Annotated in this window: 21 protein-coding genes; 8 read left to right on the top strand and 13 right to left on the bottom strand. The window is 57.2% G+C overall.

Annotation, left to right across the window (positions count from 1 at the left end; all coding sequences use genetic code 11):
• The first annotated feature begins 48 nt into the window (after positions 1-48).
• Entirely contained in the window at positions 49-1,008 is a 960-nt protein-coding gene (gene dapD / locus BKA12_RS01280) for a 2,3,4,5-tetrahydropyridine-2,6-dicarboxylate N-succinyltransferase (RefSeq protein ID WP_183640091.1), read from the top strand.
• A gap of 100 nt (positions 1,009-1,108) precedes the next feature.
• Positions 1,109-1,960 (top strand): hypothetical protein, encoded by an 852-nt coding sequence (locus BKA12_RS01275; protein ID WP_183640089.1) that lies wholly within the window; start codon positions 1,109-1,111, stop codon positions 1,958-1,960.
• 333 nt (positions 1,961-2,293) lie between these two features.
• Here the strand turns inward: BKA12_RS01275 and BKA12_RS01270 are convergent, their stop codons facing one another.
• The 3 genes from BKA12_RS01270 to fdxA all read right to left on the bottom strand — a co-directional run bounded on the left by BKA12_RS01270 (position 2,294) and on the right by fdxA (position 5,085).
• On the bottom strand, positions 2,294-3,574 hold the full coding sequence (locus tag BKA12_RS01270; RefSeq protein WP_183640087.1) for a citrate synthase: 1,281 nt from the start codon (positions 3,572-3,574) through the stop codon (positions 2,294-2,296).
• Positions 3,575-3,655: 81 nt separating this feature from the next.
• The gene (gene dapC, locus BKA12_RS01265; RefSeq protein WP_183640085.1) at positions 3,656-4,765 is read right to left on the bottom strand and encodes a succinyldiaminopimelate transaminase; all 1,110 of its coding nucleotides are present in this window, start codon (positions 4,763-4,765) and stop codon (positions 3,656-3,658) included.
• A complete protein-coding gene (gene fdxA / locus BKA12_RS01260) occupies positions 4,765-5,085 on the bottom strand; it encodes a ferredoxin (protein WP_183640083.1) in 321 nt (106 codons plus the stop codon). Before fdxA ends, dapC begins: the two co-directional genes overlap by 1 nt.
• A gap of 78 nt (positions 5,086-5,163) precedes the next feature.
• Here fdxA and BKA12_RS01255 point away from each other — a divergent pair, with 78 nt between their 5' ends.
• Complete coding sequence (locus BKA12_RS01255) at positions 5,164-5,433, top strand: acetyltransferase (RefSeq protein ID WP_338087384.1); 270 nt, start codon at positions 5,164-5,166, stop codon at positions 5,431-5,433.
• A 50-nt stretch (positions 5,434-5,483) separates the two neighbouring features.
• Positions 5,484-5,978: an ArsR/SmtB family transcription factor gene (locus BKA12_RS01250; protein ID WP_183640081.1), complete on the top strand. Its 495-nt coding sequence runs from the start codon at positions 5,484-5,486 to the stop codon at positions 5,976-5,978.
• Here the strand turns inward: BKA12_RS01250 and BKA12_RS01245 are convergent.
• The 3 genes from BKA12_RS01245 to BKA12_RS01235 all read right to left on the bottom strand — a co-directional run bounded on the left by BKA12_RS01245 (position 5,975) and on the right by BKA12_RS01235 (position 10,421).
• Entirely contained in the window at positions 5,975-6,403 is a 429-nt protein-coding gene (locus BKA12_RS01245; RefSeq protein ID WP_183640078.1) for a hypothetical protein, read from the bottom strand. The genes BKA12_RS01250 and BKA12_RS01245 overlap by 4 nt on opposite strands.
• A 30-nt stretch (positions 6,404-6,433) precedes the next feature.
• Positions 6,434-8,356 carry a translational GTPase TypA gene (gene typA / locus BKA12_RS01240; RefSeq protein WP_183640076.1) on the bottom strand — a complete coding sequence of 641 codons (1,923 nt, stop codon included), beginning with the start codon at positions 8,354-8,356 and terminating at the stop codon, positions 6,434-6,436.
• A 214-nt stretch (positions 8,357-8,570) separates the two neighbouring features.
• Positions 8,571-10,421, bottom strand: coding sequence for an ABC transporter ATP-binding protein (locus BKA12_RS01235; protein WP_183640074.1), 1,851 nt, complete (start codon positions 10,419-10,421; stop codon positions 8,571-8,573).
• Positions 10,422-10,504: 83 nt separating this feature from the next.
• Between BKA12_RS01235 and BKA12_RS01230 the strand changes: the two genes are divergently transcribed.
• On the top strand, positions 10,505-11,140 hold the full coding sequence (locus BKA12_RS01230) for a PH domain-containing protein (protein ID WP_183640073.1): 636 nt from the start codon (positions 10,505-10,507) through the stop codon (positions 11,138-11,140).
• 14 nt (positions 11,141-11,154) lie between these two features.
• Here BKA12_RS01230 and BKA12_RS01225 read toward each other — a convergent pair whose 3' ends face one another.
• From BKA12_RS01225 to BKA12_RS01215, 3 genes are all read right to left on the bottom strand, one after another.
• On the bottom strand, positions 11,155-12,372 hold the full coding sequence (locus BKA12_RS01225; protein ID WP_183640071.1) for an ABC transporter permease: 1,218 nt from the start codon (positions 12,370-12,372) through the stop codon (positions 11,155-11,157).
• Positions 12,369-13,913 (bottom strand): ABC transporter permease, encoded by a 1,545-nt coding sequence (locus BKA12_RS01220; RefSeq protein WP_183640069.1) that lies wholly within the window; start codon positions 13,911-13,913, stop codon positions 12,369-12,371. Before BKA12_RS01220 ends, BKA12_RS01225 begins: the two co-directional genes overlap by 4 nt.
• Positions 13,914-14,028: 115 nt before the next feature.
• Positions 14,029-15,834: an ABC transporter family substrate-binding protein gene (locus BKA12_RS01215; RefSeq protein WP_183640067.1), complete on the bottom strand. Its 1,806-nt coding sequence runs from the start codon at positions 15,832-15,834 to the stop codon at positions 14,029-14,031.
• Positions 15,835-16,494: 660 nt separating this feature from the next.
• On the opposite strand from BKA12_RS01215, the gene BKA12_RS01210 reads away from it, so the two are divergent.
• Together BKA12_RS01210 and BKA12_RS01205 are read left to right on the top strand one after the other, a co-directional pair.
• Positions 16,495-17,238: a hypothetical protein gene (locus BKA12_RS01210; RefSeq protein ID WP_183640065.1), complete on the top strand. Its 744-nt coding sequence runs from the start codon at positions 16,495-16,497 to the stop codon at positions 17,236-17,238.
• Between the two features lie 135 nt (positions 17,239-17,373).
• Positions 17,374-17,763: a barstar family protein gene (locus BKA12_RS01205; RefSeq protein ID WP_183640063.1), complete on the top strand. Its 390-nt coding sequence runs from the start codon at positions 17,374-17,376 to the stop codon at positions 17,761-17,763.
• Here BKA12_RS01205 and BKA12_RS01200 read toward each other — a convergent pair.
• The 4 genes from BKA12_RS01200 to BKA12_RS12670 form a co-directional block, all read right to left on the bottom strand.
• Entirely contained in the window at positions 17,733-18,311 is a 579-nt protein-coding gene (locus BKA12_RS01200) for a dihydrofolate reductase family protein (RefSeq protein WP_183640061.1), read from the bottom strand. The two genes, BKA12_RS01205 and BKA12_RS01200, sit on opposite strands and share 31 nt — an antisense overlap.
• Before the next feature lie 63 nt (positions 18,312-18,374).
• Positions 18,375-18,911, bottom strand: a complete 537-nt coding sequence (locus BKA12_RS01195; RefSeq protein WP_183640059.1) for a P-loop nucleotide/nucleoside kinase family protein — start codon at positions 18,909-18,911, stop codon at positions 18,375-18,377.
• Between the two features lies 1 nt (position 18,912).
• Positions 18,913-19,026: a hypothetical protein gene (locus BKA12_RS01190; RefSeq protein ID WP_183640057.1), complete on the bottom strand. Its 114-nt coding sequence runs from the start codon at positions 19,024-19,026 to the stop codon at positions 18,913-18,915.
• Between the two features lie 337 nt (positions 19,027-19,363).
• Complete coding sequence (locus BKA12_RS12670) at positions 19,364-19,522, bottom strand: aldo/keto reductase (protein ID WP_420826501.1); 159 nt, start codon at positions 19,520-19,522, stop codon at positions 19,364-19,366.
• 82 nt (positions 19,523-19,604) lie between these two features.
• Between BKA12_RS12670 and arfB the strand changes: the two genes are divergently transcribed.
• Positions 19,605-20,045 (top strand): alternative ribosome rescue aminoacyl-tRNA hydrolase ArfB, encoded by a 441-nt coding sequence (gene arfB, locus BKA12_RS01180; RefSeq protein ID WP_183640055.1) that lies wholly within the window; start codon positions 19,605-19,607, stop codon positions 20,043-20,045.
• The last annotated feature ends 3 nt before the right edge of the window (positions 20,046-20,048 follow it).

Raw genomic sequence — 20,048 nt, 5'->3', positions numbered from 1 at the left:
AGGGTGGCTAGATCTCTAGCTTAGAGGTGGCTCACTTAGAATAGAGCCATGACTACAACGCCTCTTGCTTCCGCTGTGTCCACGAACGAGCTCAAGATCATTTCCGGCTACGGCCTCGCCACCTACGCGGCAGACGGTTCTGTACTGGACGTCTGGTTCCCAGCGCCGGTGCTCGGTGGACTCGAAGAGGCTGAGAACCTCGAGAGCGAATTGCGTGCGAACGCTGACGAAGATCCAGACCGCGGCACGCGCCAAGAAGTCATCAAGTTGGAGGTCGATGGCAACGTAGCCCCGGCCGACACCGCCGACGCCTGGTTGCGCCTCCACGCACTCTCCCACCGTTTGGTTCATCCAAACACCATCAACCTGGACGGCATCTTCGGCCTCCTCACCAACGTGGTGTGGACCAGCGCTGGCCCATGCTCGGTACAGGACTTCGAGATGACGCGTCTGCGCCTCAAGCGCCGCGGCACGCTGACCGTGTACGGCGTGGATAAGTTCCCACGCATGGTGGACTACGTGATCCCTTCTGGCGTCCGCATCGGCGACGCTGACCGCGTTCGCTTGGGCGCTCACCTCGCCGAGGGCACCACGGTCATGCACGAAGGCTTCGTGAACTTCAACGCGGGTACCTTGGGCACCTCCATGGTTGAGGGCCGCATTTCGGCTTCCGTAGTGGTGGGCGACGGCTCCGACATTGGCGGCGGCGCATCCATCATGGGCACCCTCTCCGGTGGCGGCAAGGAAAAGATCATCATTGGCGAGCGCGTGTTGCTCGGCGCAAACTCCGGCGTTGGCATCTCCATCGGCAACGATTGCGTCGTCGAGGCTGGCCTCTACGTGACCGCAGGTTCGCGCGTCACCGTTCAGGGCAAGACGGTCAAGGCTGCCGAGCTCTCCGGCGTCTCCAACCTCTTGTTCCGCCGCAATTCCACCACTGGCGCCATCGAGGCTCTCCCGCGCGAGGGTCAGGAAGTCGAGTTGAACTCGGCTTTGCACGCCAACTAATTCGCTCAAACCGAATACGCTGTGGGGGTGCGTCCCGTACTTTTCTTGAGTACGACGGCGCTCCCCGACTCCGTTTTGAAAGCTACTTTGACTGCCACTTATGAAACGTAGAACTCGAGCCGCGACTGCCATCGTGCTGTCAGCAGGAATCATCGCGGGAGGAATCTGGGCCGCTTCCTCTTTCCTCGAACAGCAACAGACCTTGCTGATGGAACGATGCACCGTTGCCATTGGCCCAGACGAACACCGCCTGGATCCTGAGCAGTCATCCAACGCCGCCCTCATCGCTGCTGTCTCCATTGACCGCGGCCTCCAGGCTCGCGCAGCCACCATCGGCATCGCTACGGCCGTCCAGGAATCTAAGCTGCGCAATATCGACTACGGCGACGACGCCGGCCCGGACTCTCGCGGTCTCTTCCAGCAACGACCTTCCCAAGGGTGGGGTACTGAAGCCCAAATCATGAACCCCGTCTACGCCGCCAACCGGTTCTATCAAGAACTCGAAAAGTTCGACTACAAGTCCATGGACGTGACCGAAGCAGCGCAAAAGGTTCAGCGCTCTGCCTATCCACGCGCCTACGCTGATCACGAGCCAGAGGGCCGCGCGTACGCTTCTGCATTGACGGGCAACTCCCCCGCAGCTCTCAATTGCATTCTCAAGCGCACAGAGACCGCTGGAGATCCTCAAAAGGTCATCAAGAACTTGGAAGAGCAATATGGCTCGCAGAACATCAACGCTGAGGCGCTCGGAAACGAAGTCCACGTGAGAGCGTCCAACAACCTTGGCTGGTCCGTAGCGCAATGGGCCGTCGCCAACGCCAAAGCCGATTCCACCATCACGGTCTCCAATGCTGGCCTGCAATGGGATCGCCGCGCGCAAGGATGGCGCAATGCCAACACAGACAACGGCGTCGTGGTCATTACCCTCGCCCGCTCTAACGGCGACGGTTAGGACTCCTCCGCCGATCCATGTCCACGGCCCACGAGCCGCCCGCACCTCATGTGAGGCCGTTTCTCGACAACCACCCTTCAATTCCCCTCGATGCGTGGACGGATTTCTACAAGAAAACCGCGAAAAGTTGTCTCAAAATGAACTCACACTGGCGTGGCGGTGGTGAAGTGGCCTCACATAGGCGTGGCGGTGGAGAAGTGGCCTCACATCGACGTGGCGTGAAGGCTGGGACAGCTCAGAACGTGAAAAGGGGTGGTGTGGTTCCCGATTTCTTCCGGGAACCACACCACCCCCAACACACAACCTCGTCAACGGACGAGGTGCTAGTCCAGCCTAGGACTGTGGGTATTCGCGCTGCGAAGAACCCGTGTAGATCTGGCGCGGACGGCCGATCTTACGCTCTGGGTCTTCCATCATTTCGCGCCACTGAGCGATCCAGCCTGGCAGACGGCCGATCGCGAAGAGGACCGTGAACATCTTCTCTGGGAAGCCCATGGCCTTGTAGATGATGCCCGTGTAGAAGTCCACGTTCGGGTAGAGCTTGCGCTGAATGAAGTAATCATCCGCCAACGCCTTCTCTTCAAGACGCATGGCGATCTCGAGGAGCTCGTCTCCACCGGCAGACTTCGCGAGGACGCTCTCGGCGGCCTTCTTGATGATCTTGGCACGTGGGTCGTAGTTCTTGTAGACGCGGTGTCCGAAGCCCATGAGGCGGACGCCGTCTTCCTTATTCTTAACCTTCTCCATGTACTTCTCAGGGGAAATACCCTCAGCCTGGATCTGGCGAAGCATCTTGAGAACGGCTTCGTTAGCGCCGCCGTGTGCTGGGCCGAACAATGCGTTGACGCCTGCGGAAACAGAAGCGAAGAGGTTGGCGTCAGAAGAGCCCACCAAGCGCACCGTGGAGGTGGAGCAGTTCTGCTCGTGGTCAGCGTGCAGAACGAAGAGCAAGTCAAGGATCTTGACCATTTCTGGGTCCAACTCGTATGGCTCCGCGGCAAGGCCGAAGCACAAGCGCATGAAGTTCTCCACGAGGTTCATGGAGTTGTCCGGGTACAGGAGAGCCTGACCAATGGACTTCTTGTGAGCGTAAGCCGCGATCACAGGAACCTTGGAGAGCAAACGGATCGTGGAGAGTTCAACCTGCTCTGGGTCGAACGGGTTCAACGAGTCCTGGTACCAGGTAGACAATGCAGACACTGCAGAGGACAGCACTGGCATGGGGTGTGCGTCGCGTGGGAAGCCGTCGAAGAAGCCCTTGAGCTCTTCGTGCAGCAGGGTGTGACGACGAATCTTGGTGTCGAACTCTTCGAGCTGCGTTGCGGTTGGCAACTCGCCGTAGATCAACAGGTAGGAGACCTCAATGAAGCTGGACTTCTCAGCAAGCTGTTCGATCGGATAACCGCGATAGCGCAGGATGCCCTGGTCACCGTCGATGTAGGTGATGGCAGACTTCACGCCTGCAGTGTTCATGTATCCGGGGTCGTAGGTGACGTTCCCGGTTTCCTTCAACAAAGGAGCAATTGCAAAGCCGTCGTTTCCTTCGACAGCGTTTACAACACTCAGGTCAACACTCTTGTCGGCGAACTGGAGTCGCGCAGTGTTCTCAGTCATTCAAGCTCCTTCATGCAAAAATCAGGGAAGGCGAACCTTAAGCTATTCCCTGCTAACCTACCGCGAGCGTGGTCTCTGCCACTAATTACGTTTCGTCAGACGAGACACAGCGGACGCTATTCTTTCGTCACTCGCAGTCAATGAAACGCGGACAAAACCTTCACCCGCCTCTCCGTAAAAGACGCCAGGTCCCGCAATGATTCCCAGTTCAGCCAAATCTTGAATGCTGGTCCAGGAGTCCTTGCCGGCCGTGCACCACAAGTACAGTCCGGCATTGGAGAAGTGAACGTCGAAACCGAAGGCTTCCAGCGCTGGTTTCAGCGCTTCGCGCCTTGCTCGGTAGAGATCCTTTTGAGCATGCACATGGGCATCATCTGCGATGGCCACGCGCAGCGCTTCTTGCACGGGGTACGGCATGATCATGCCGGTGTGCTTGCGCGAATTGATAAGAGCAGGCATCAAATTCGGTGCACCCGCCACGAAGGATGCGCGGTAGCCGGCCAAGTTGGACTGCTTAGAAAGGGAGTATACGGACAACAAGTTCGTGAGGTCTCCCCCGGAAACTTCCGGTTCCAAGATTCCGGGAACATGCTCTTCCCAATCGCCCCAGCCCAGTTCCGCGTAGCATTCGTCCCCTGCCACCACGGCGCCAAGTGAACGAGCATCATCAACGAGGGCACGCATCGCAGCTACGTCCATGACCTTTCCGGTGGGGTTACCCGGTGAATTGGTCCATACCAGCTTCACGCGCGAGCGCTGCTCAGCGGTGAGGTCTTCGAGGGAATCAGCCGCGATGGACTCGGCTCCCACGAGCAGGGCGCCGATGTCGTACGTCGGATACGCCACTAAAGGACGAACCATGATGTCGCCCGGCTTGAGGCCCAAGAAAAGCGGCAACCATGCCACGAGCTCTTTCGAACCAATGGTGGGCAGAATGTCCTGAGGTTGCAGATCTGTGGTGCGGCGGCGTCGTACATACCACTGCGCAATAGCTTCCCGTAGCTCCGGCGTACCGTGAGTTCCCGGGTAGCCGTGCGCGTCAGACGCGGCGCGCAATGCTTCCTGAATCACCTCAGGGGTGGGGTCAACCGGCGTGCCGATTGACAAATCAACCACGCCATCCGGGTGCTCCGCAGCGAGCTTTCGGTAAGGCGCAAGGGTGTCCCAGGGGTAATCCGGCAGCGTCAGCATTAGGCGTTCTGCGGAGGTAGTGCGGCAATGAGCGCGTGGTCCTTACCGGTGTTGCCCAGCTTAGCGGCTCCGCCGGGCGAACCGATCTCGTCGAAGAACTCGACGTTGGCCTTGTAGTAATCAGCCCACTGCTCTGGAACGTCGTCCTCGTAGTAAATAGCCTCAACGGGGCATACGGGCTCGCAAGCGCCGCAGTCTACGCACTCGTCAGGGTGAATGTAGAGCGAACGCTCGCCTTCATAGATACAGTCAACGGGACATTCATCAATACACGCCTTGTCCTTTACGTCAACACACGGCTGAGCGATGATGTACGTCACGGTTCACAAACCTTTCTGAATGCCAAATACTTCTAGCCATCTTAGTCCTCATCGAGGCCTCGTGAGTAAGCTAGGCGGGTGACTTCGCCGACTCCCGCCGCTTCCCGCCTCCTGCAGCACGGTGCCGCGGGCCAACGTTGGGTGGTGCGTTACGCATTAACCGAGGACGACGCCGCAGCTCACCAAGGTCATTCACTGACGGATGCCCTGGGGTCGATTACGGAATTGACGTCCGAGTTCGTCTCGATCTCCACCCGCTCGGGACTCGTCACGGTCCCGCTCTCCGCCGTGCGATTGGCAAAACCCGTCCCTCCCCCACCGCCACGCCGAATTCGCGCGGAGAAGTAACGATTCAGTGATTGGGGCGAAGTGATTGGCTTTGCTCTATGATTGAGTGCATGGCATCAGACGAAGAAGTCCAAGCACGAGCCCGAGCTCTCAGCTCTCCTGTTCGACTCAGGATTCTGCGGCTCTGCTTGCACAAAGCGCGCACGAACAAAGAGATCGCGGACCTTTTGGGGATCAATCCAGCGACCTCGCTGCATCACGTGCGGACGCTTCTTGCCAATGGTTTCATTGAGGCCGAAGAAGAACGTCGCGGCAAACGTGGCGCTAAGGAAGTCCCCTACCGTGCCACCAAGAAGTCGTGGGGCACGCGAATTCCGGACGCATCCCCCGTTCTCGTGGAGACGTTCTTGCAGGAAATTGATGGCCTGTCTCCGGATGAAATTCAGGTTATGCGCGTGGGACTGAAGCTCAGCGAAGAGAATCAGAAAGAGTTCATCAAGCGCATGTCTGACTTGGTGACGGAATACGCTTTGCGTCCGTCAGAAGTGGACGGCTTGGCCACGTCCTTGTTTGTGGCCCACCACGTGGACCAGACCGCCAACTAGGCGTTTGCGCCGGCAGCCACAGCGCTTTCTTTCTTCAACTTTCGAGCCGTCACGAAGAGGGCAACAAAAGTAGCTACGGCCACGCCGTACATCCAGATGACGCCAGCGACAGCTGGGCCTGGGAAGTTGTTGATGTATTCCGTCGGGACAATGAACCGGTTATTCGGGTCCATAGCGGACCACGCCACCAGCACATACGTCACGATGCCCGTCAAGGCTGCGCCCCAAATGCGGCCGCTCTTGAGGCCCACGTAGGTAAACAGCATGCCTGCGGCTACAAGGGAGACAACAGTGCCCCACGTGATGGGAAAATCGCCCACGTAGAGAATCTGCGCGTGCAAAATAGTGCCAATTAAAGCGGCAACCGCCCCGCACACAATCGAATAAAGGATTGTGGCGAAGGCGGTTGACGGCTTAGAAGACATAGACACCAGCGTAGTCAGTGGTGTCCGTAATTAGTTACGGGCGCGCTGACGAGCAGCCTTGCTGCGTCCGTTAGCGTCCAAGATGACCTTACGGATGCGGATAGCTTCCGGAGTAACCTCAACGCACTCGTCTTCGCGAGCGAATTCGAGGGACTCTTCCAGCGTGAGCTTACGAGGAGGCGTCAAGCCTTCGAAGTTATCAGCCGTGGAAGAGCGCATGTTGGTGAGCTTCTTTTCCTTGGTGATGTTGACGTCCATGTCATCCGCGCGAGAGTTCTCGCCAACGATCATGCCTTCGTACACCTCAGAGGTTGGCTCCACGAAGAACGTGCCACGTTCCTGCAAGTTGATCATGGCGAACGGCGTTGCCACACCGGCGCGGTCAGCGATCAAAGAACCGTTGATGCGGTATTCGATGTCACCGGTCCATGGCTCGTAGCCACCGGAGTAGGACGATGCGATGCCAGCGCCGCGGGTTTCCGTCAAGAACTTGGTACGGAAGCCGATCAAGCCACGAGCAGGAACGGTGAATTCCATACGGACCCAGCCGGTGCCGTGGTTGGTCATGGAGGTCATGCGGCCCTTACGAGCGGCCATGAGCTGCGTGACAGCGCCCAAGAACTCTTCAGGAACGTCAATGGTCATGTGTTCCATTGGCTCGTTGACCTTGCCGTCAATCACCTTGGTCACAACCTGTGGCTTACCCACGGTGAGTTCAAAGTTTTCGCGGCGCATCTGCTCCACGAGGATGGCCAGTGCCAATTCGCCACGGCCCTGAACTTCCCAAGCGTCCGGACGCTCGGTTGGAAGAACCTTGAGGGACACGTTACCCACGAGCTCGCGGTCCAAACGGTCCTTGACTTGGCGAGCGGTGACCTTGGCGCCCTTGACGCGGCCGGCCAAAGGAGAGGTGTTGATACCGATGGTCATGGAGATCGCAGGATCATCCACGGTGATCAGCGGAAGTGGCTTCGGGTTGTCGATGTCGGTGAGGGTTTCACCAATCATGATGTCTTCGATACCAGCAACAGCAACGATTTCGCCGGGGCCAGCGGATTCGGCTGGAACACGGTCAAGACCACGGGTTGCAAGAAGTTCGGTGATCTTCACGGTCTTCATGTTGCCGTCCTGGCGGGCCCAAGCAACCTGCTGGCCCTTCTTCAGGGTGCCGTTGAAGATACGCAAGAGAGCCAAACGGCCCAGGAATGGCGAAGCGTCAAGGTTGGTGACGTGTGCCTGGAGAACTTCTTCAGGGTTGTACTTAGGCGCTGGGATGTGCTTCATGATGGCCGCGAACAATGGCTCGAGGTCTTCATCCTTCGGCAAGGTTCCGTCAGCTGGCTTCTCGAGGGAAGCACGGCCGGCCTTACCGGAAGCGTAAACAACTGGGACGTCAAGCACGGAGTCGAGGTCAAGATCTGGAACTTCGTCAGCCAAGTCAGAAGCAAGGCCCAGGAGCAAGTCCATGGAATCGGAGACAACGCCATCGATACGTGCGTCGGGACGGTCGGTCTTGTTAACAACCAAGATCACGGGGAGCTTCGCGGCAAGAGCCTTGCGCAACACGAAACGGGTCTGAGGCAATGGGCCTTCAGAGGAGTCGACGAGGAGAACAACGCCGTCAACCATGGACAGACCGCGTTCCACTTCGCCACCGAAGTCGGCGTGGCCCGGGGTGTCGATCACGTTGATGGTGATGTCTTTGCCTTCAGCCGAAGGGCCGGAGTAGAACACGGTGGTGTTCTTCGCAAGGATGGTGATGCCCTTTTCGCGTTCCAACTCACCGGAGTCCATGACGCGTTCTTCTTTTTCTCCGTGATCAGAGAAAGCACCAGTCTGCCCAAGCATGGCGTCCACAAGGGTGGTTTTGCCGTGGTCAACGTGCGCGACGATAGCGACATTGCGCAAATCATCGCGTACTGCGGTATTTGCTTCTGAGGAGAAATCAGACATGCGTAAAGACTCAATTCGATGGGGAACGGACACCGCCCCAAATGACGGCCCAACAAATAATTCTAAACCCCCGGAGACACTTCCTCCTACCACACCCGAATCCCCTGCGGAATAGCCGTCCAGAATTACCGTGGGATCGCCCAATTAAGACAGCACGACGCCGCAGCTGAATTCGAGAACTGAAGCTGCGGCGTCGTAGTGGTCAAGCAGGAAATTAGGAGGCTTGGCTCTCCAGCTTTTCACGCAATTCGCGGCGCTGACGCTGGATTTCTGGATCCGGAACGGGCACTGCAGCCATGAGGCGCTGCGTGTAGGCATCCTGTGGGTTGCGCAAGATGGCATCGCGAGAGCCCTGCTCCACGATCTTGCCGTGACGCATGACCACAATGTGCGAGGCGAGCACGTCAACCACGGCGAGGTCATGAGTAACGAACAAGCATGCAAAGCCCATTTCGCGCTGCAAGTCCTGGAAGAGTTCCAGCACTTTTGCCTGCACGGAAACGTCCAATGCGGAGGTCGGCTCATCCGCCACCATGAGCTTTGGCTCGAGCGACAACGCGCGGGCAATACCCACGCGCTGCTTCTGACCGCCGGAGAGCTCGTGTGGGTAACGGTTGCGGTAGGCACGCGGAAGTTCTACCTGATCCAGCAAGCGCTCAATACGCTTCTGAAGTTCGGCGCCCTTCGCGATGCCAGCAAGGAACATCGGCTCACCAATGGATTCACCGATCGGCAGGCGTGGGTTCAAGGAGCTCGAAGGATCCTGGAACACCATGCCGACGTCGCGACGCACGAGGTGCATTTCTTTCGAGGTGGACTTCATGCCACGAATCTCGCGGCCGTTCACCGTCAAGGAGCCTTCAGCTACCGGAAGTAGTCCCACGGCAGCGCGTCCAATCGTGGTCTTTCCGGAACCGGACTCACCCACGAGGCCAACAACCTCGCCTTGGTGAACAATGAGGTCTGCGTTTTCCACGGCACGGAAAGCGGGGACACGGCCCTGCTTCGGGTACTCGATGGCAACGTCCTTGAGCTCAAGAACTACTGGGCGGTGAGACAAACGGTGCTGATTCGCGGCAACAATTGCTGCTTCAGCTTCCGCCTTGACCCTAGCTTCGCGGCGTGCGAACTCTTCGGGGCTAGCGCTCTCGTCCAGCTCAACGTTCGTTGCTGCCGCAACGGCTGCCACGATGTCTACGGTGGAGTCCTGCTCGCTACCCTGACCAAGCTTCGGCACAGCGGCCAACAAGTCCTGCGTGTAAGGGTGCTTCGGGTTGCCGAAGATCTCCGCAGAAGTTCCGGTTTCCACGATGCGTCCGTGGCGCATGACCGCGATTCGGTCAGACAAGTCAGCCACCACGCCCATGTCGTGTGTAATCAGCACGATGGCGGCGTCGAGCTTGTTGCGCAGGTTGCGCATGAGGTCCAAGATTTCTGCCTGAACCGTCACGTCAAGTGCGGTGGTGGGCTCGTCAGCAATCAGCAGTCGAGGGTCCGTCGAGAGCGACTGAGCGATCATGGCACGCTGGCGCTGGCCGCCGGAGAGCTGGTGAGGGTACGAACGGAAGGCCTTCGCCGGGTCCGGAAGTTCCACCAGTTCAAGCATCTCGAGAGCACGCGCTTCGGCCTGCTTCGGATTCATTTCGGTGTGCAAGCGCAAGGTCTCAACGATTTGGAAGCCCACCGTGTAGACCGGGTTCAGTGCCGTCATAGGCTCCTGGAAGATCACGGCCACTTCCTGACCGCGGATCTGGCGCAGCTTGGCAGGAGAAGCGTTGAGGACTTCGCGTCCGTTCACCTTGACCGAACCGGTGGTTCGAGCGTTGGAAGGGAGCAAGCCCAAGGTTGCCATGGTGGACACGGACTTACCGGATCCGGATTCGCCCACGAGCGCGAGCACTTCGCCGGCGTTGACATGGAAGCTCACGTCCATTGCAGCCGGGACCCATTCACGGTCCACGCCGAAGTCCACCGAAAGATTGGTGACTTCAAGCACCGGGCCCTTCGTGGCGGCCGGCTCAAGCGTTGGCTTGTCCGTGTATTCGGCTTCGTTGTTTTCAGTCATGAGTCTGATCGTCCTTCGCGAGACGGTAGAGGTAAAGAGTTGTTAATTCGCGCATTTGCCGATTCCTTGTCAGCATGGTGCGCATGGCTTCGAACGCAAACCGTTTTCCGGACTTCACCTTTCGCCCCCGCAATGCGCGGATTCTTGCCATCGTGGCAATCATCTTGTGCGCGATTGGAGTGGTGGCTTCGGTAGTCGGTGGCGTGCACTGGTTTGGAGTGCTTTTGTGGCTCACGGGTGCGTTCTTGGCATACGTGTTGTGGGTGCATCCGAAAGTTGTTCTCACGGACGACGCCGTAGCATTCGTCAATCCCTTCACCGACGTGAACATCCCGTGGGACGCCATTATCAATGTGGAGACGAAGTACTCGTTGACGGTTCAAACGCCAACCCAGAAATACGGAGCGTGGGCTGCCCCAGCGCCCGGTGCAACCAGTTCCTTGAGAGAAACCAGCCGCACCGAGCGTGAGTACAAGCGGGCGGAAGGTAAGGACAAGTCCAAGTTCACGACCATGCGTCCGGGCGACCAGACGTCCACAGATTCCGGCCTGGTCGCGAACCAAATTCGCGCCCGACTGGCCGACAAGGCCGAGCGCGGCCTGCTGGACATCGATAAGACGGAGACCGCTGTGGTCACTCGTCGTGTCAATGTTCTGCATGTCGCTACCCTCCTCGTCTTGATCGCCGCAACTGTCGTTGCCGGTTACCTTTTTCCGTAATTATTTCTGGTGAGCTAGGCGCGGTGTTTTCCGCCGGGCTGCTCGTCGTCTGGCCGGTCAGGTCCGCCGTCCGCCTCAAGTGCGGCCCCCGGTCCGGAAACGGCTGGGCCTGAGCCGAGCTGCGTCGTCGGACTGGTACCCATGTCCTCAATCACGGTGGAAGCGGTAGGTGAGTATCCCTTTTCTGCGTTCTCGGCAGAAGCCGGAGCGGTCACGGATGCATCGCCAGCGCCCGCCGTTGCAGCTGCAACGCGTTCCTTGGCGCGCTTAGCGCTGAACTTCTTCTGACGTGGGTCAAAAGCGTCACGCAAGCCATCACCAATGAAGTTGATGCACAAGCAGATCACCACAATGAAAAGACCTGGGAACCAGAACAGCCAAGGACGCGTGGTGAAGGCCTGCTGGTTCTCCGAGATTAAGGATCCCAACGAAACGTCAGGAGCCTTCACGCCGAGGCCCAAGAAGGACAGTGCCGTTTCCAAGAGGATGGCGCTGGACATCAAGAGCGTGACGTTCACAATGATGACGCCCACGGCGTTCGGCAAGATGTGCTTGAAGATGATGCGAGCATTCGATGCGCCAGCGATGCGGGCGGCGTCGACGAACTCACGTTCACGAAGTGACAAGAATTCACCGCGCACCAGACGAGCAAGACCCGTCCAGATCGCCAAACCAACGAACACACCCAGCGCAACCACAGCAGCGGTGCCCTGGAACGTTCCACCAGCCACGCGGCCCAAAACAGCAGCGAGGATGATCAACGGAATGATGATGACGATGTCAACAAGACGCATCAGTACGGATTCGACCCAGCCACGGAAGTAGCCGGAGACAGAGCCGACGACAACGCCGATCAATCCACCCACGATGCCGATGACCAACATGATGATGATGGACAGCTGCGCGCCACGCATGGTCATAGCGAAGTAGTCGCGACCAATACGGTCCTGACCGAAGGGGTGCTCGCCCCAAGAGAACGGTCCCGTGATGGTGGGTGCACCGTTGTTCACGGTGCCTTGGAAGTCCGTGTAGCTGTACTTCCACCATCCAGGAATGCCCAGGAAACCGATGGAGGAGAACGCCAGGATCACGATCGCCACTAGGACATATATGGAGACCACAGCTGCGGTGTTTCCAAAGAAGCGCTTGCGAACAATAGCGCCCTGGGACAAGCCCTTGGTTTCGCCACCGACTTGAGCGCGTTCATCAATAGCTCGAGGAGTGGTTGTCATGCTTTCACCCTTACGCGTGGGTCGAGAACCGAGTACACAAGGTCCGCAACGAGGTTGAATACCAATGCGACGATGCCGATGACCAAGAACGTTCCCATGACGGGGTTCGGGTCAGGAATCGGCACCAGGGATCTCACAAACAGATCACCCATACCGGTGAAGGCAAAGACTCGCTCGGTCACCACCGCACCGCCGATCAAACCGCCGATGTCGAATGCGACCAGCGTGGCGAGAGGGATCAGTGCGTTACGGAAAGCATGGCGCATCACGACGGTGCGCTCTGGCAGACCCTTGGCACGTGCGGTACGAATGTAGTCTTGTTGCATGATTTCCAACATCGACGCGCGCGAGTATCGCGAGTAACCAGCCAAGGAAACGAGCATCAATGCGATCGTTGGCAGCAACAAGTGGGTGAAGGTGTCCGTTGTCTGAATCCACCAGTCACCCTGAAGGTTCGGAGTGTTCGATCCAATTGTTGCAATCGGGCGTCCGCGAACGCGGGAGTTGTTGAAGTAGTTTGGCCACTCGATCATGAAGCGGTCCAGCACCACGAGTCCGCCAACTAGCAGAGCCGTCAAGCTCGCGGCGCGCATCGACTGGCCACGGTCATAACCGCCCATGAAGTAGCCAACCACGCAACCGATAACGATGCAGGCGATAGCGCCCAGAACAATGCCCCACCAGTTCATGTTCTGGAAGAGAGGGTTCAGGACGTAGTAGGAAACGATGCCAACCGCCACCATGATGAGGGCGGAGTAGAGCGCCCGCTTATTGCGGATACCAGCGACCAACTGGGTCACGAGGTATGCCGCGCCGACGCCAAACAAGAGAATGAGAATCGGCCCAAGACCTGGTGTTCGGAACCAACCAACGGCAGACAGAGCAATCATCAAGCCGGCGGTGACGGCCGCACCGATAGTGAAGCCAATTGAGCGCTTGATCCAGGTACCCCGCATGAACAGCATCACAACCAGACCCATAAAAATGGCGGTGATCATTATGGCCATAGGTGAGAAGACCGGATCTTTAAGGAAGTTATTGAACCCGATTGCTCCGTATTCCTTGAGCAAGACTGCAAGCCAGAAGATGGGCAATGAGAAGAAGAGGAACGCCATAAACGTCACGCTGTAATCAAGAGCGGAGTACTGGCGAAGCGCGGAGAGGATACCGAGCGCGATACCAATGAAGATGGCGAGAAAAGTTGCCGCGGTCACCAAGAGAATGGTCTGACCCATAGCGCGGCCCAGGGACTCTGTGACGGGCGCGCCAACCAAGTTGAATCCGAGATCGCACTTACCGGCGAAGGGAATGAGGCACTGCGCCGCGCCGCCGATCCACTTAAAGTAGCGAATAGGGGCTGGAGTGCCGAGGTCAAGCAGTTGCGAACGCGCTGCCATGAGCGCTTCTTTGTTGGGGTTGTTGCTCTCGCGCAGGTCGGCGAGAGGATCGCCCGACATGGCGGTCAACTGGTACACGATGAACGATGCACCAAGCAAGATCAGAACGGCGGCTATAAGACGCCGGACAATGTAAGTCAACATGTGAGTCAGGAACCTTTGACTGGATTGCAGTTGAGGAAATGAGAACGAAGAAGTGCCGGGACCCGGTGAGGTCCCGGCACTTCTCGAGACGCGTTAAGACGTCAACATGTGATGACTAGCCCTTAACGGACCACTCCCAGAAGTTCCACCAAACACCGGTCTGGTTCGGCATTGGCTTCACACCGTCGATGTTGGACGAGTAAGCGTCAACACCAACCGACTGGAAGAGCGGAAGTCCGTACTTGGAGTCCCAGATGAGCTTGTCGATCTGGACCTGAAGCTTGTCCTGCTCAGCCTTGTCCGTGGTCTTGATGAGATCCGCGATCAACTTGTCAGCTTCTGGAGAGCTGAACTTGTTGAAGTTCGAGGATGATCCCGAACCGAAGATCTGAGGAACGCCCGAGACACCGATTCCGGAGGAGATCCATCCGAAGATCGTTGCATCGTAGGTGCCGCCGCCAAGAGCGGAGCCCCATGCGTTGCCTGCAAGGCCACCGTCAACAACCTTGAAGCCCGCCTCGGTCGCCGACTTAGCGATCAAGGTGTAGGCATCAACGCGGTTCGGATTGTCCTTGTTGTACATGATGCGAACCGTTGGAGTCGCCCCGTTGAGGAGCTTCTTAGCGCCTTCAACGTCTACTGCACTGTAAGCGGAAGAGCCGTTGTTCTTGACGGACTCTTCGTATGCTGCGTTAGCAGGAACGAAGAGCTGCGAGTCGAGCGGCTTTGCCTCTGGCTTGAGCTTCTTGATGATGGAATCCACGATTTGCTGACGTGGAACCGTCTTCATGAACGCTTCGCGGACGTTGGCGTCCTTGAATGGTCCGTTGAAGTTCAAGTCCAAGTGGTCGTAGGATAGCTGGTCGAAGGTGTCGACCTTAACTGCATCGCCAAGAGCGGTCAGCTGCTCCAGGGTGTCAGCGGAAGCCTGTGGAGCAATGATGTCCACTTCGCCATTCTTAAGTGCAGCAACCTGTGCCTGAGCATCACCGATGTAGCGAACCACGATCGAGTCAACCTGTGGCATTGGTCCCCAGTTGTAGTCTGGGTTGCGCTTCAAAGTCATGGACTTTTCAGCTTCAATGCTGTCAACGATGAATGGGCCGGAAGACAAGTACAGCGACTTGTCCTTTGGCAACGTGGTGGTGTCGAATCCGGTGTTCCAGAAGTCGGCAGCCTTCTTCAACTGCGCGTTGACTGCTGCAGGCTTGGCGGCGTCGCCCTTAGGAAGGGTCTGGAAAAGCTTGGTAAGGTCTTCGACCTTCATGCCAGCCTTTTCGGCAACTACGTGAGCCGGCGAAAGCGGGGTGGAGATAGCGATTTCCCAGTCAGCGTATGGCTGATCGTAGGTCAAGGTGATGGAACGTCCGTCAGCGCCAATTTCTGGCACCTTGGTGTTGTTCAGACCCTCGGTGGAACCTGCGTACTGGAAGTACTGGGTGCCCTTCGAGACAGCGCCTTCTTCATCCAACGTAGCGTCGTCGAAGTAACCGGAAGTGATAGCCCAGGTGAGCATCAAGTCATTGGCGTCGATCTGCTTGCCGTCGGACCACTTAACACCCTCATTGATGGTGTACTTAATGGTCAACGGATCGTCAGAAACCTTCTCGTAGGTTCCGAACTTGTCGTTCTTGACCACGTTGAAGTTGTTGTCAATGTAGTTGAAGCCGGACTGCGTGGTGTACGCGATCTTCGAGTTGATGTCGACGTTGCCCTTGGCACTGTTTGGGTTAAACGAGCTGAAGCCGTTCACCTCAACAACGCGAACTTCGCCACCGGTCGCTGCAGACTGCGAAGCGCTGGCGCTTCCCGAGCCCGATGCTGAAGTGGTGCTGGAGCCCGTGTTTGCAGCGCAAGCGCTAAGGGCAAGGGCCGCTGCTGCGCCGACGGCTACAGCTTTGGAAATACGTGAGATACGCATTCCGCCTCCTTGTAGAGAGAGATAAACGAGTTTGTGAAGCAACTCGAGGATTGTGTCTCGCACTGAGCTACCAAACTGAGTGGTGCGCCTCACATTCCAAAAACTTTAGACGCTTTCTGAGATCGCGCAATGTCAAAAGTGTGTTTCATACCCACTTGTTACACACTCTTAATAATTGATGACACTCGTCACACTACCGCACGGTAATCACTCAGATGCCCATATGCCGCGAGAAATCAAGGATTTCTTTCAGAGTGGCATTTCCCAATCAGTGCATCCCCAATGTCACGCGCGTTCACAAAAAAATTTTTAACTTTTTCAATCGCTCGGCGTGGCACGCTGGCGCGTGACATCGGCCTTCGAAATTGCTGACTTCAACCTCTTAGACTTTTTTATTTCAACCCGAACACGGGTGTGAACTGAGACAACAGGATCTTGACTAGCTTTTTCATGGAATTTAGTGCTTCGAGTTGTTCAACATGTTATTCTTAGCTCTGATCATGCATACGCGGTCGAAGCTTGTCCAAGGTTTCATGTTAACGGCACTCTGGGGCACCCAATAGCTCTCACCGTCGCAACACACACGACGACTCGGATGACGTTCGAATCCCAAAGCATGGTCAAAAAAATGATTGGCCCGTTACCAATTTGGGGGAAACAATGACCGAACAGAATTCACGCGGCGTCTCGCGCCGCTCCATCACTAAAGGCGTCGCCTGGGCAGCACCCGTGGTTGCAGTTGCAACTGCCGCGCCATTTGCAGCCGCTTCGCACCACGAGCCACCACCACCTGTCTCTGTGGCTGGCAAGAGCTGCAAGACTGGCGGTAACTCCGGCACCATCACAAAGGGCTTCTACGGCCAGTTCAGCGTGACGAACAATACCGGCGCGTCTCTTACCTACACCATTACGTCGTTCTTGTCCGCCGCTCAGGTTCTTACCAATGTTCAGGTGATGCCAATCACTAGCACCGACTGGAGCGGCAAATCTACAACGTTCACGGTTCCTAATGGCGGTACGACCACATTCTTGATCCGCGGAAGTGGCCATGATTCCGGCAACACGTCCTTCACCATGAACTACACCGTGGTGGGCTTTGGCGATACTTTCACGGCCAAGCTTACTTACAACTCCATGGACACTTGCTGCAACCCGGCTCCGTTGTGCCCTCCCGGCGCTTACAAAGCTGGCGCAGCTCCAACCACCGCCGCGAAACAGGCCACAACGGAATCCTCCGTAGCTCCGACTAAAGAAGCTGCGAAGACTCAGGCGCCGACTACTCAGACTGCCAAGACTCAGGCTCCTGCGACATCCGCTCCAGCAACTGAGACCAAGGTAGCGCAGGCTCCTGCTTCATCCGCACCAGCTACTTCGGCACCTGCATCAGCATCCGCTTCCGAGTAGTCTTTTAGCTTTACGCTAGACAGTTCAGGTCCTGACCATTGGTCGGGACCTGAACCTTTTAACGAGGAAGAGTTAAGCTCACTTCGACACGCTCCTCATAGCTGCCTATAACCCACAAAAGACAGATCAGATACAGTGAAAACGCTTCTCCTCGATGGATCCCTCATCCGTCAGATACCCGACTTCTACGACCAGTTGAACATCCTCATGGATCGAGACAAGACGTTCCTGCTCGCGCCAAGTCTGGATGCCCTGAACGATGCACTGTACGAGTTCTCACCGCGTGGAGCCGCCACTTCGACAGTCGAGTTCCAATGGATTGATCATGAGTTGAGTCGAGAAGCGCTTGGATACAAAACCACCTTGGAGTGGCTGCGAGAAAAAGTCAACCAGCCGGGAACGTTCAACCAGAACTTCATCAACCAACAGATCTCAGACCTGAAGAACGGAGTGGGAAAGACCTACTTCGAGATCATCTTGGAGATCTTTGCTGATCATCCCCACATCAAGCTTGTCTTGGCGTAACGCAAGCAAACTGTCCCGTTTGAAAAGGCTTGTTGATCCACGAGCTTCAGATCGAGATTGGCCCCTTCAGGAAGAGCCCTCAATCCCCCACCAACAACCTTCGGGACTACAAAGAATTCGAATTCATCAACGATGTTCGCCAGGATGGCCTCTTGAGCCACGGTGGGACCGAAGATGTCTACCTCGTTGGGAGCCTCTCGCACGATCTCTTGCAATCGGTCCAACGTGAGACGGCCACACAACGTGGCATTCGGCGAGGTGACTTCGGCCTCCGTCATCGAGGATGAGGCTACAAAGAGTTTGACCTGCCCCCACCGGCGAGCAAATTCGCGTTCCTGCTCGCCCCAGTCTTCACCTTCGGGCTCTTCATCCCAGTACTTCATGAGTTCGTAGGTGTTCCGCCCCAACACCTCTGCCGAGAGCCGGGCCAGCCGATCAAGGTGAAACTGAAACACCTCTTCGTTGGGGGCACCCCATTGGAAGTCTCCTGTTGCATCGGCAATGTAGCCGTCGAGCGAAACGCTAGTGGTGTAGCAGAGTGTGCCCATCCCCCAAGGCTAGGCCCGCACGGATCGCACTACAAGAGATTTTCACTGCGAGATCTAAGAGATCTAAGAGATCGAGCGCAGCGCCAAACGTTCTTCCACGAGAGCTGCAACCTGATCCGCAGAATGATTCGACGTATCAATTTCGAGAACGGGATCCGTCCACGGCGCATACTCGTGGCGGCGCCTCTGAACGTCGCTCCAGAGCGGTTCGGTGACATGGGCGAACCCACGGTCTCGGCCCTCAAGGCGGCGCTGGTGATCGGACACGTCGGCAAGTATCAAATGCACAAATTCCAAGGAAGCACCTGTATCCACGGCAGCGCGGCGCCAGGTTTCGCGGGCTTCTTCGCTGTCATTGACAGCGTCTACGACAACGACGCGGCCGAGATGCAGATTCAATTCCGCCATGGCGCGTCCAGCTTCGTAGGCGGCAACCCCTGTTTGCCACCCTCGAGCGAATCCGCTCGCAAGGAGTGACTCCTCAACGGCATCGATGGAGAGGTGCACGGCATCCACGAGAGTCGCCAAAAACGCAGCCACGCTGGTCTTACCCACTCCGGGAAGACCGGCAATCACTACTAAACGAGGATGGGCAGGCAAATTAGCCGACCTTAGTGGACCACTCGTGACCGCACATAGGGCATGTCAAGCTAGCGCCAACTTCGTAGGTGAGGTCGCTTCCACACTCTGGGCATGCGCGTAGTTGATCAGACATGAAGAAGCCTCCAGCGGGTTGCTATGGTAAGCGTCAGCGAACGAATCTTGGACAGCCCCAAGCGCGCCCGAACGGTCATTTTCACTATACCGGAGCGGCCTAGCTGTCCCGGTGTCCGCCCAGACGGCTGACCCTTGCAGGATCGCGGTGATCAAAGAACTGGCTTGCCGTGAGCTTCACCGATCTTGCTCAGCACGGGATCAGTAAAGAGGTTGTTCCGTCCTTCAGCGAACGGTCCCCAAGACTCGATCTGAACACCGTACTCACGCTTGAGGGCATGATCCGTAGCACGCTGGAAGAACAGGTGAGTCTCGATCTGGTTGACGGCCGGGAAAATCTAATTGTGGTCAATAAGGTCCACGAGTCGGTCCGGATAGAAGTTGGAAACGCCAATAGCACGAGCTTGCCCGACCTTGCTAATTTCCTGCGTCGCTCGCCACTCGCTGTAGTAGTCACCGTACGGCTGGTGAATCAAATACAAATCGACGTAGTCCATTCCCAACCGCTTCAGTGACCGCTCGAAAGCGCGCTTGGTGTCGTCCTCGACGCTGCCAGTAACCGTGGGACACAATGGTCTGGTGAAGGATTTGTATGTGCCGCCGGCACCCGGGGCGCCCGAGGGGCTCCGAATTCCGTCTGGAGAACTCGTTGAGCAGTTCTCGAGGTCCTCCGGTCCAGGCGGGCAAGGCGTCAATACAGCGGACACGCGGGTTCAGCTCAGTTTTGATTTAGCCAGTACGACGGCGCTGAACGAGTCCCAGCGTTCGCAAATTATCGCTCAGCTCGCCGAGAGAATCTCTGGCACGGTCATCACTATTAGGGCTTCTGAGCATCGCTCTCAACGGTTCAATCGCACGGCCGCGCGAGAACGACTCATTGCGATGTTACGCGAGGCGGTTGCTCCCCCGATTATTCGGCGACCAAGCAAGCCCACGCAAGGTTCGCGGCGTCGTCGTCTTCAAGCGAAACGGTTGCGCTCAGAAACTAAGCGCAACCGCCAACGCCCGGCCTCCGATTAGTCC

Origin of the sequence: Neomicrococcus lactis (genome assembly GCF_014200305.1) — a bacterium.
Taxonomy (GTDB): domain Bacteria; phylum Actinomycetota; class Actinomycetes; order Actinomycetales; family Micrococcaceae; genus Neomicrococcus; species Neomicrococcus lactis.
Note: the sequence above shows the minus strand (reverse complement) of the source record. Positions and strands in the feature narration are given on the sequence as shown.

Bases quoted from the DNA above. Each gene is read 5' to 3' on its own strand.
- BKA12_RS01230 (WP_183640073.1), top strand. From the start codon at position 10,505: ATGGCTTCGAACGCAAACCGTTTTCCGGACTTCACCTTTCGCCCCCGC.
- BKA12_RS01200 (WP_183640061.1), bottom strand. From the start codon at position 18,311: ATGGGCACACTCTGCTACACCACTAGCGTTTCGCTCGACGGCTACATT.
- BKA12_RS01215 (WP_183640067.1), bottom strand. From the start codon at position 15,834: ATGCGTATCTCACGTATTTCCAAAGCTGTAGCCGTCGGCGCAGCAGCG.
- dapD (WP_183640091.1), top strand. From the start codon at position 49: ATGACTACAACGCCTCTTGCTTCCGCTGTGTCCACGAACGAGCTCAAG.
- BKA12_RS01275 (WP_183640089.1), top strand. From the start codon at position 1,109: ATGAAACGTAGAACTCGAGCCGCGACTGCCATCGTGCTGTCAGCAGGA.
- dapC (WP_183640085.1), bottom strand. From the start codon at position 4,765: ATGCTGACGCTGCCGGATTACCCCTGGGACACCCTTGCGCCTTACCGA.
- BKA12_RS01235 (WP_183640074.1), bottom strand. From the start codon at position 10,421: ATGACTGAAAACAACGAAGCCGAATACACGGACAAGCCAACGCTTGAG.
- BKA12_RS01250 (WP_183640081.1), top strand. From the start codon at position 5,484: ATGGCATCAGACGAAGAAGTCCAAGCACGAGCCCGAGCTCTCAGCTCT.
- typA (WP_183640076.1), bottom strand. From the start codon at position 8,356: ATGTCTGATTTCTCCTCAGAAGCAAATACCGCAGTACGCGATGATTTG.
- BKA12_RS01210 (WP_183640065.1), top strand. From the start codon at position 16,495: ATGACCGAACAGAATTCACGCGGCGTCTCGCGCCGCTCCATCACTAAA.
- BKA12_RS01190 (WP_183640057.1), bottom strand. From the start codon at position 19,026: ATGTCTGATCAACTACGCGCATGCCCAGAGTGTGGAAGCGACCTCACC.
- BKA12_RS01225 (WP_183640071.1), bottom strand. From the start codon at position 12,372: ATGACAACCACTCCTCGAGCTATTGATGAACGCGCTCAAGTCGGTGGC.
- BKA12_RS01270 (WP_183640087.1), bottom strand. From the start codon at position 3,574: ATGACTGAGAACACTGCGCGACTCCAGTTCGCCGACAAGAGTGTTGAC.
- BKA12_RS12670 (WP_420826501.1), bottom strand. From the start codon at position 19,522: ATGGACTACGTCGATTTGTATTTGATTCACCAGCCGTACGGTGACTAC.
- BKA12_RS01220 (WP_183640069.1), bottom strand. From the start codon at position 13,913: ATGTTGACTTACATTGTCCGGCGTCTTATAGCCGCCGTTCTGATCTTG.
- BKA12_RS01245 (WP_183640078.1), bottom strand. From the start codon at position 6,403: ATGTCTTCTAAGCCGTCAACCGCCTTCGCCACAATCCTTTATTCGATT.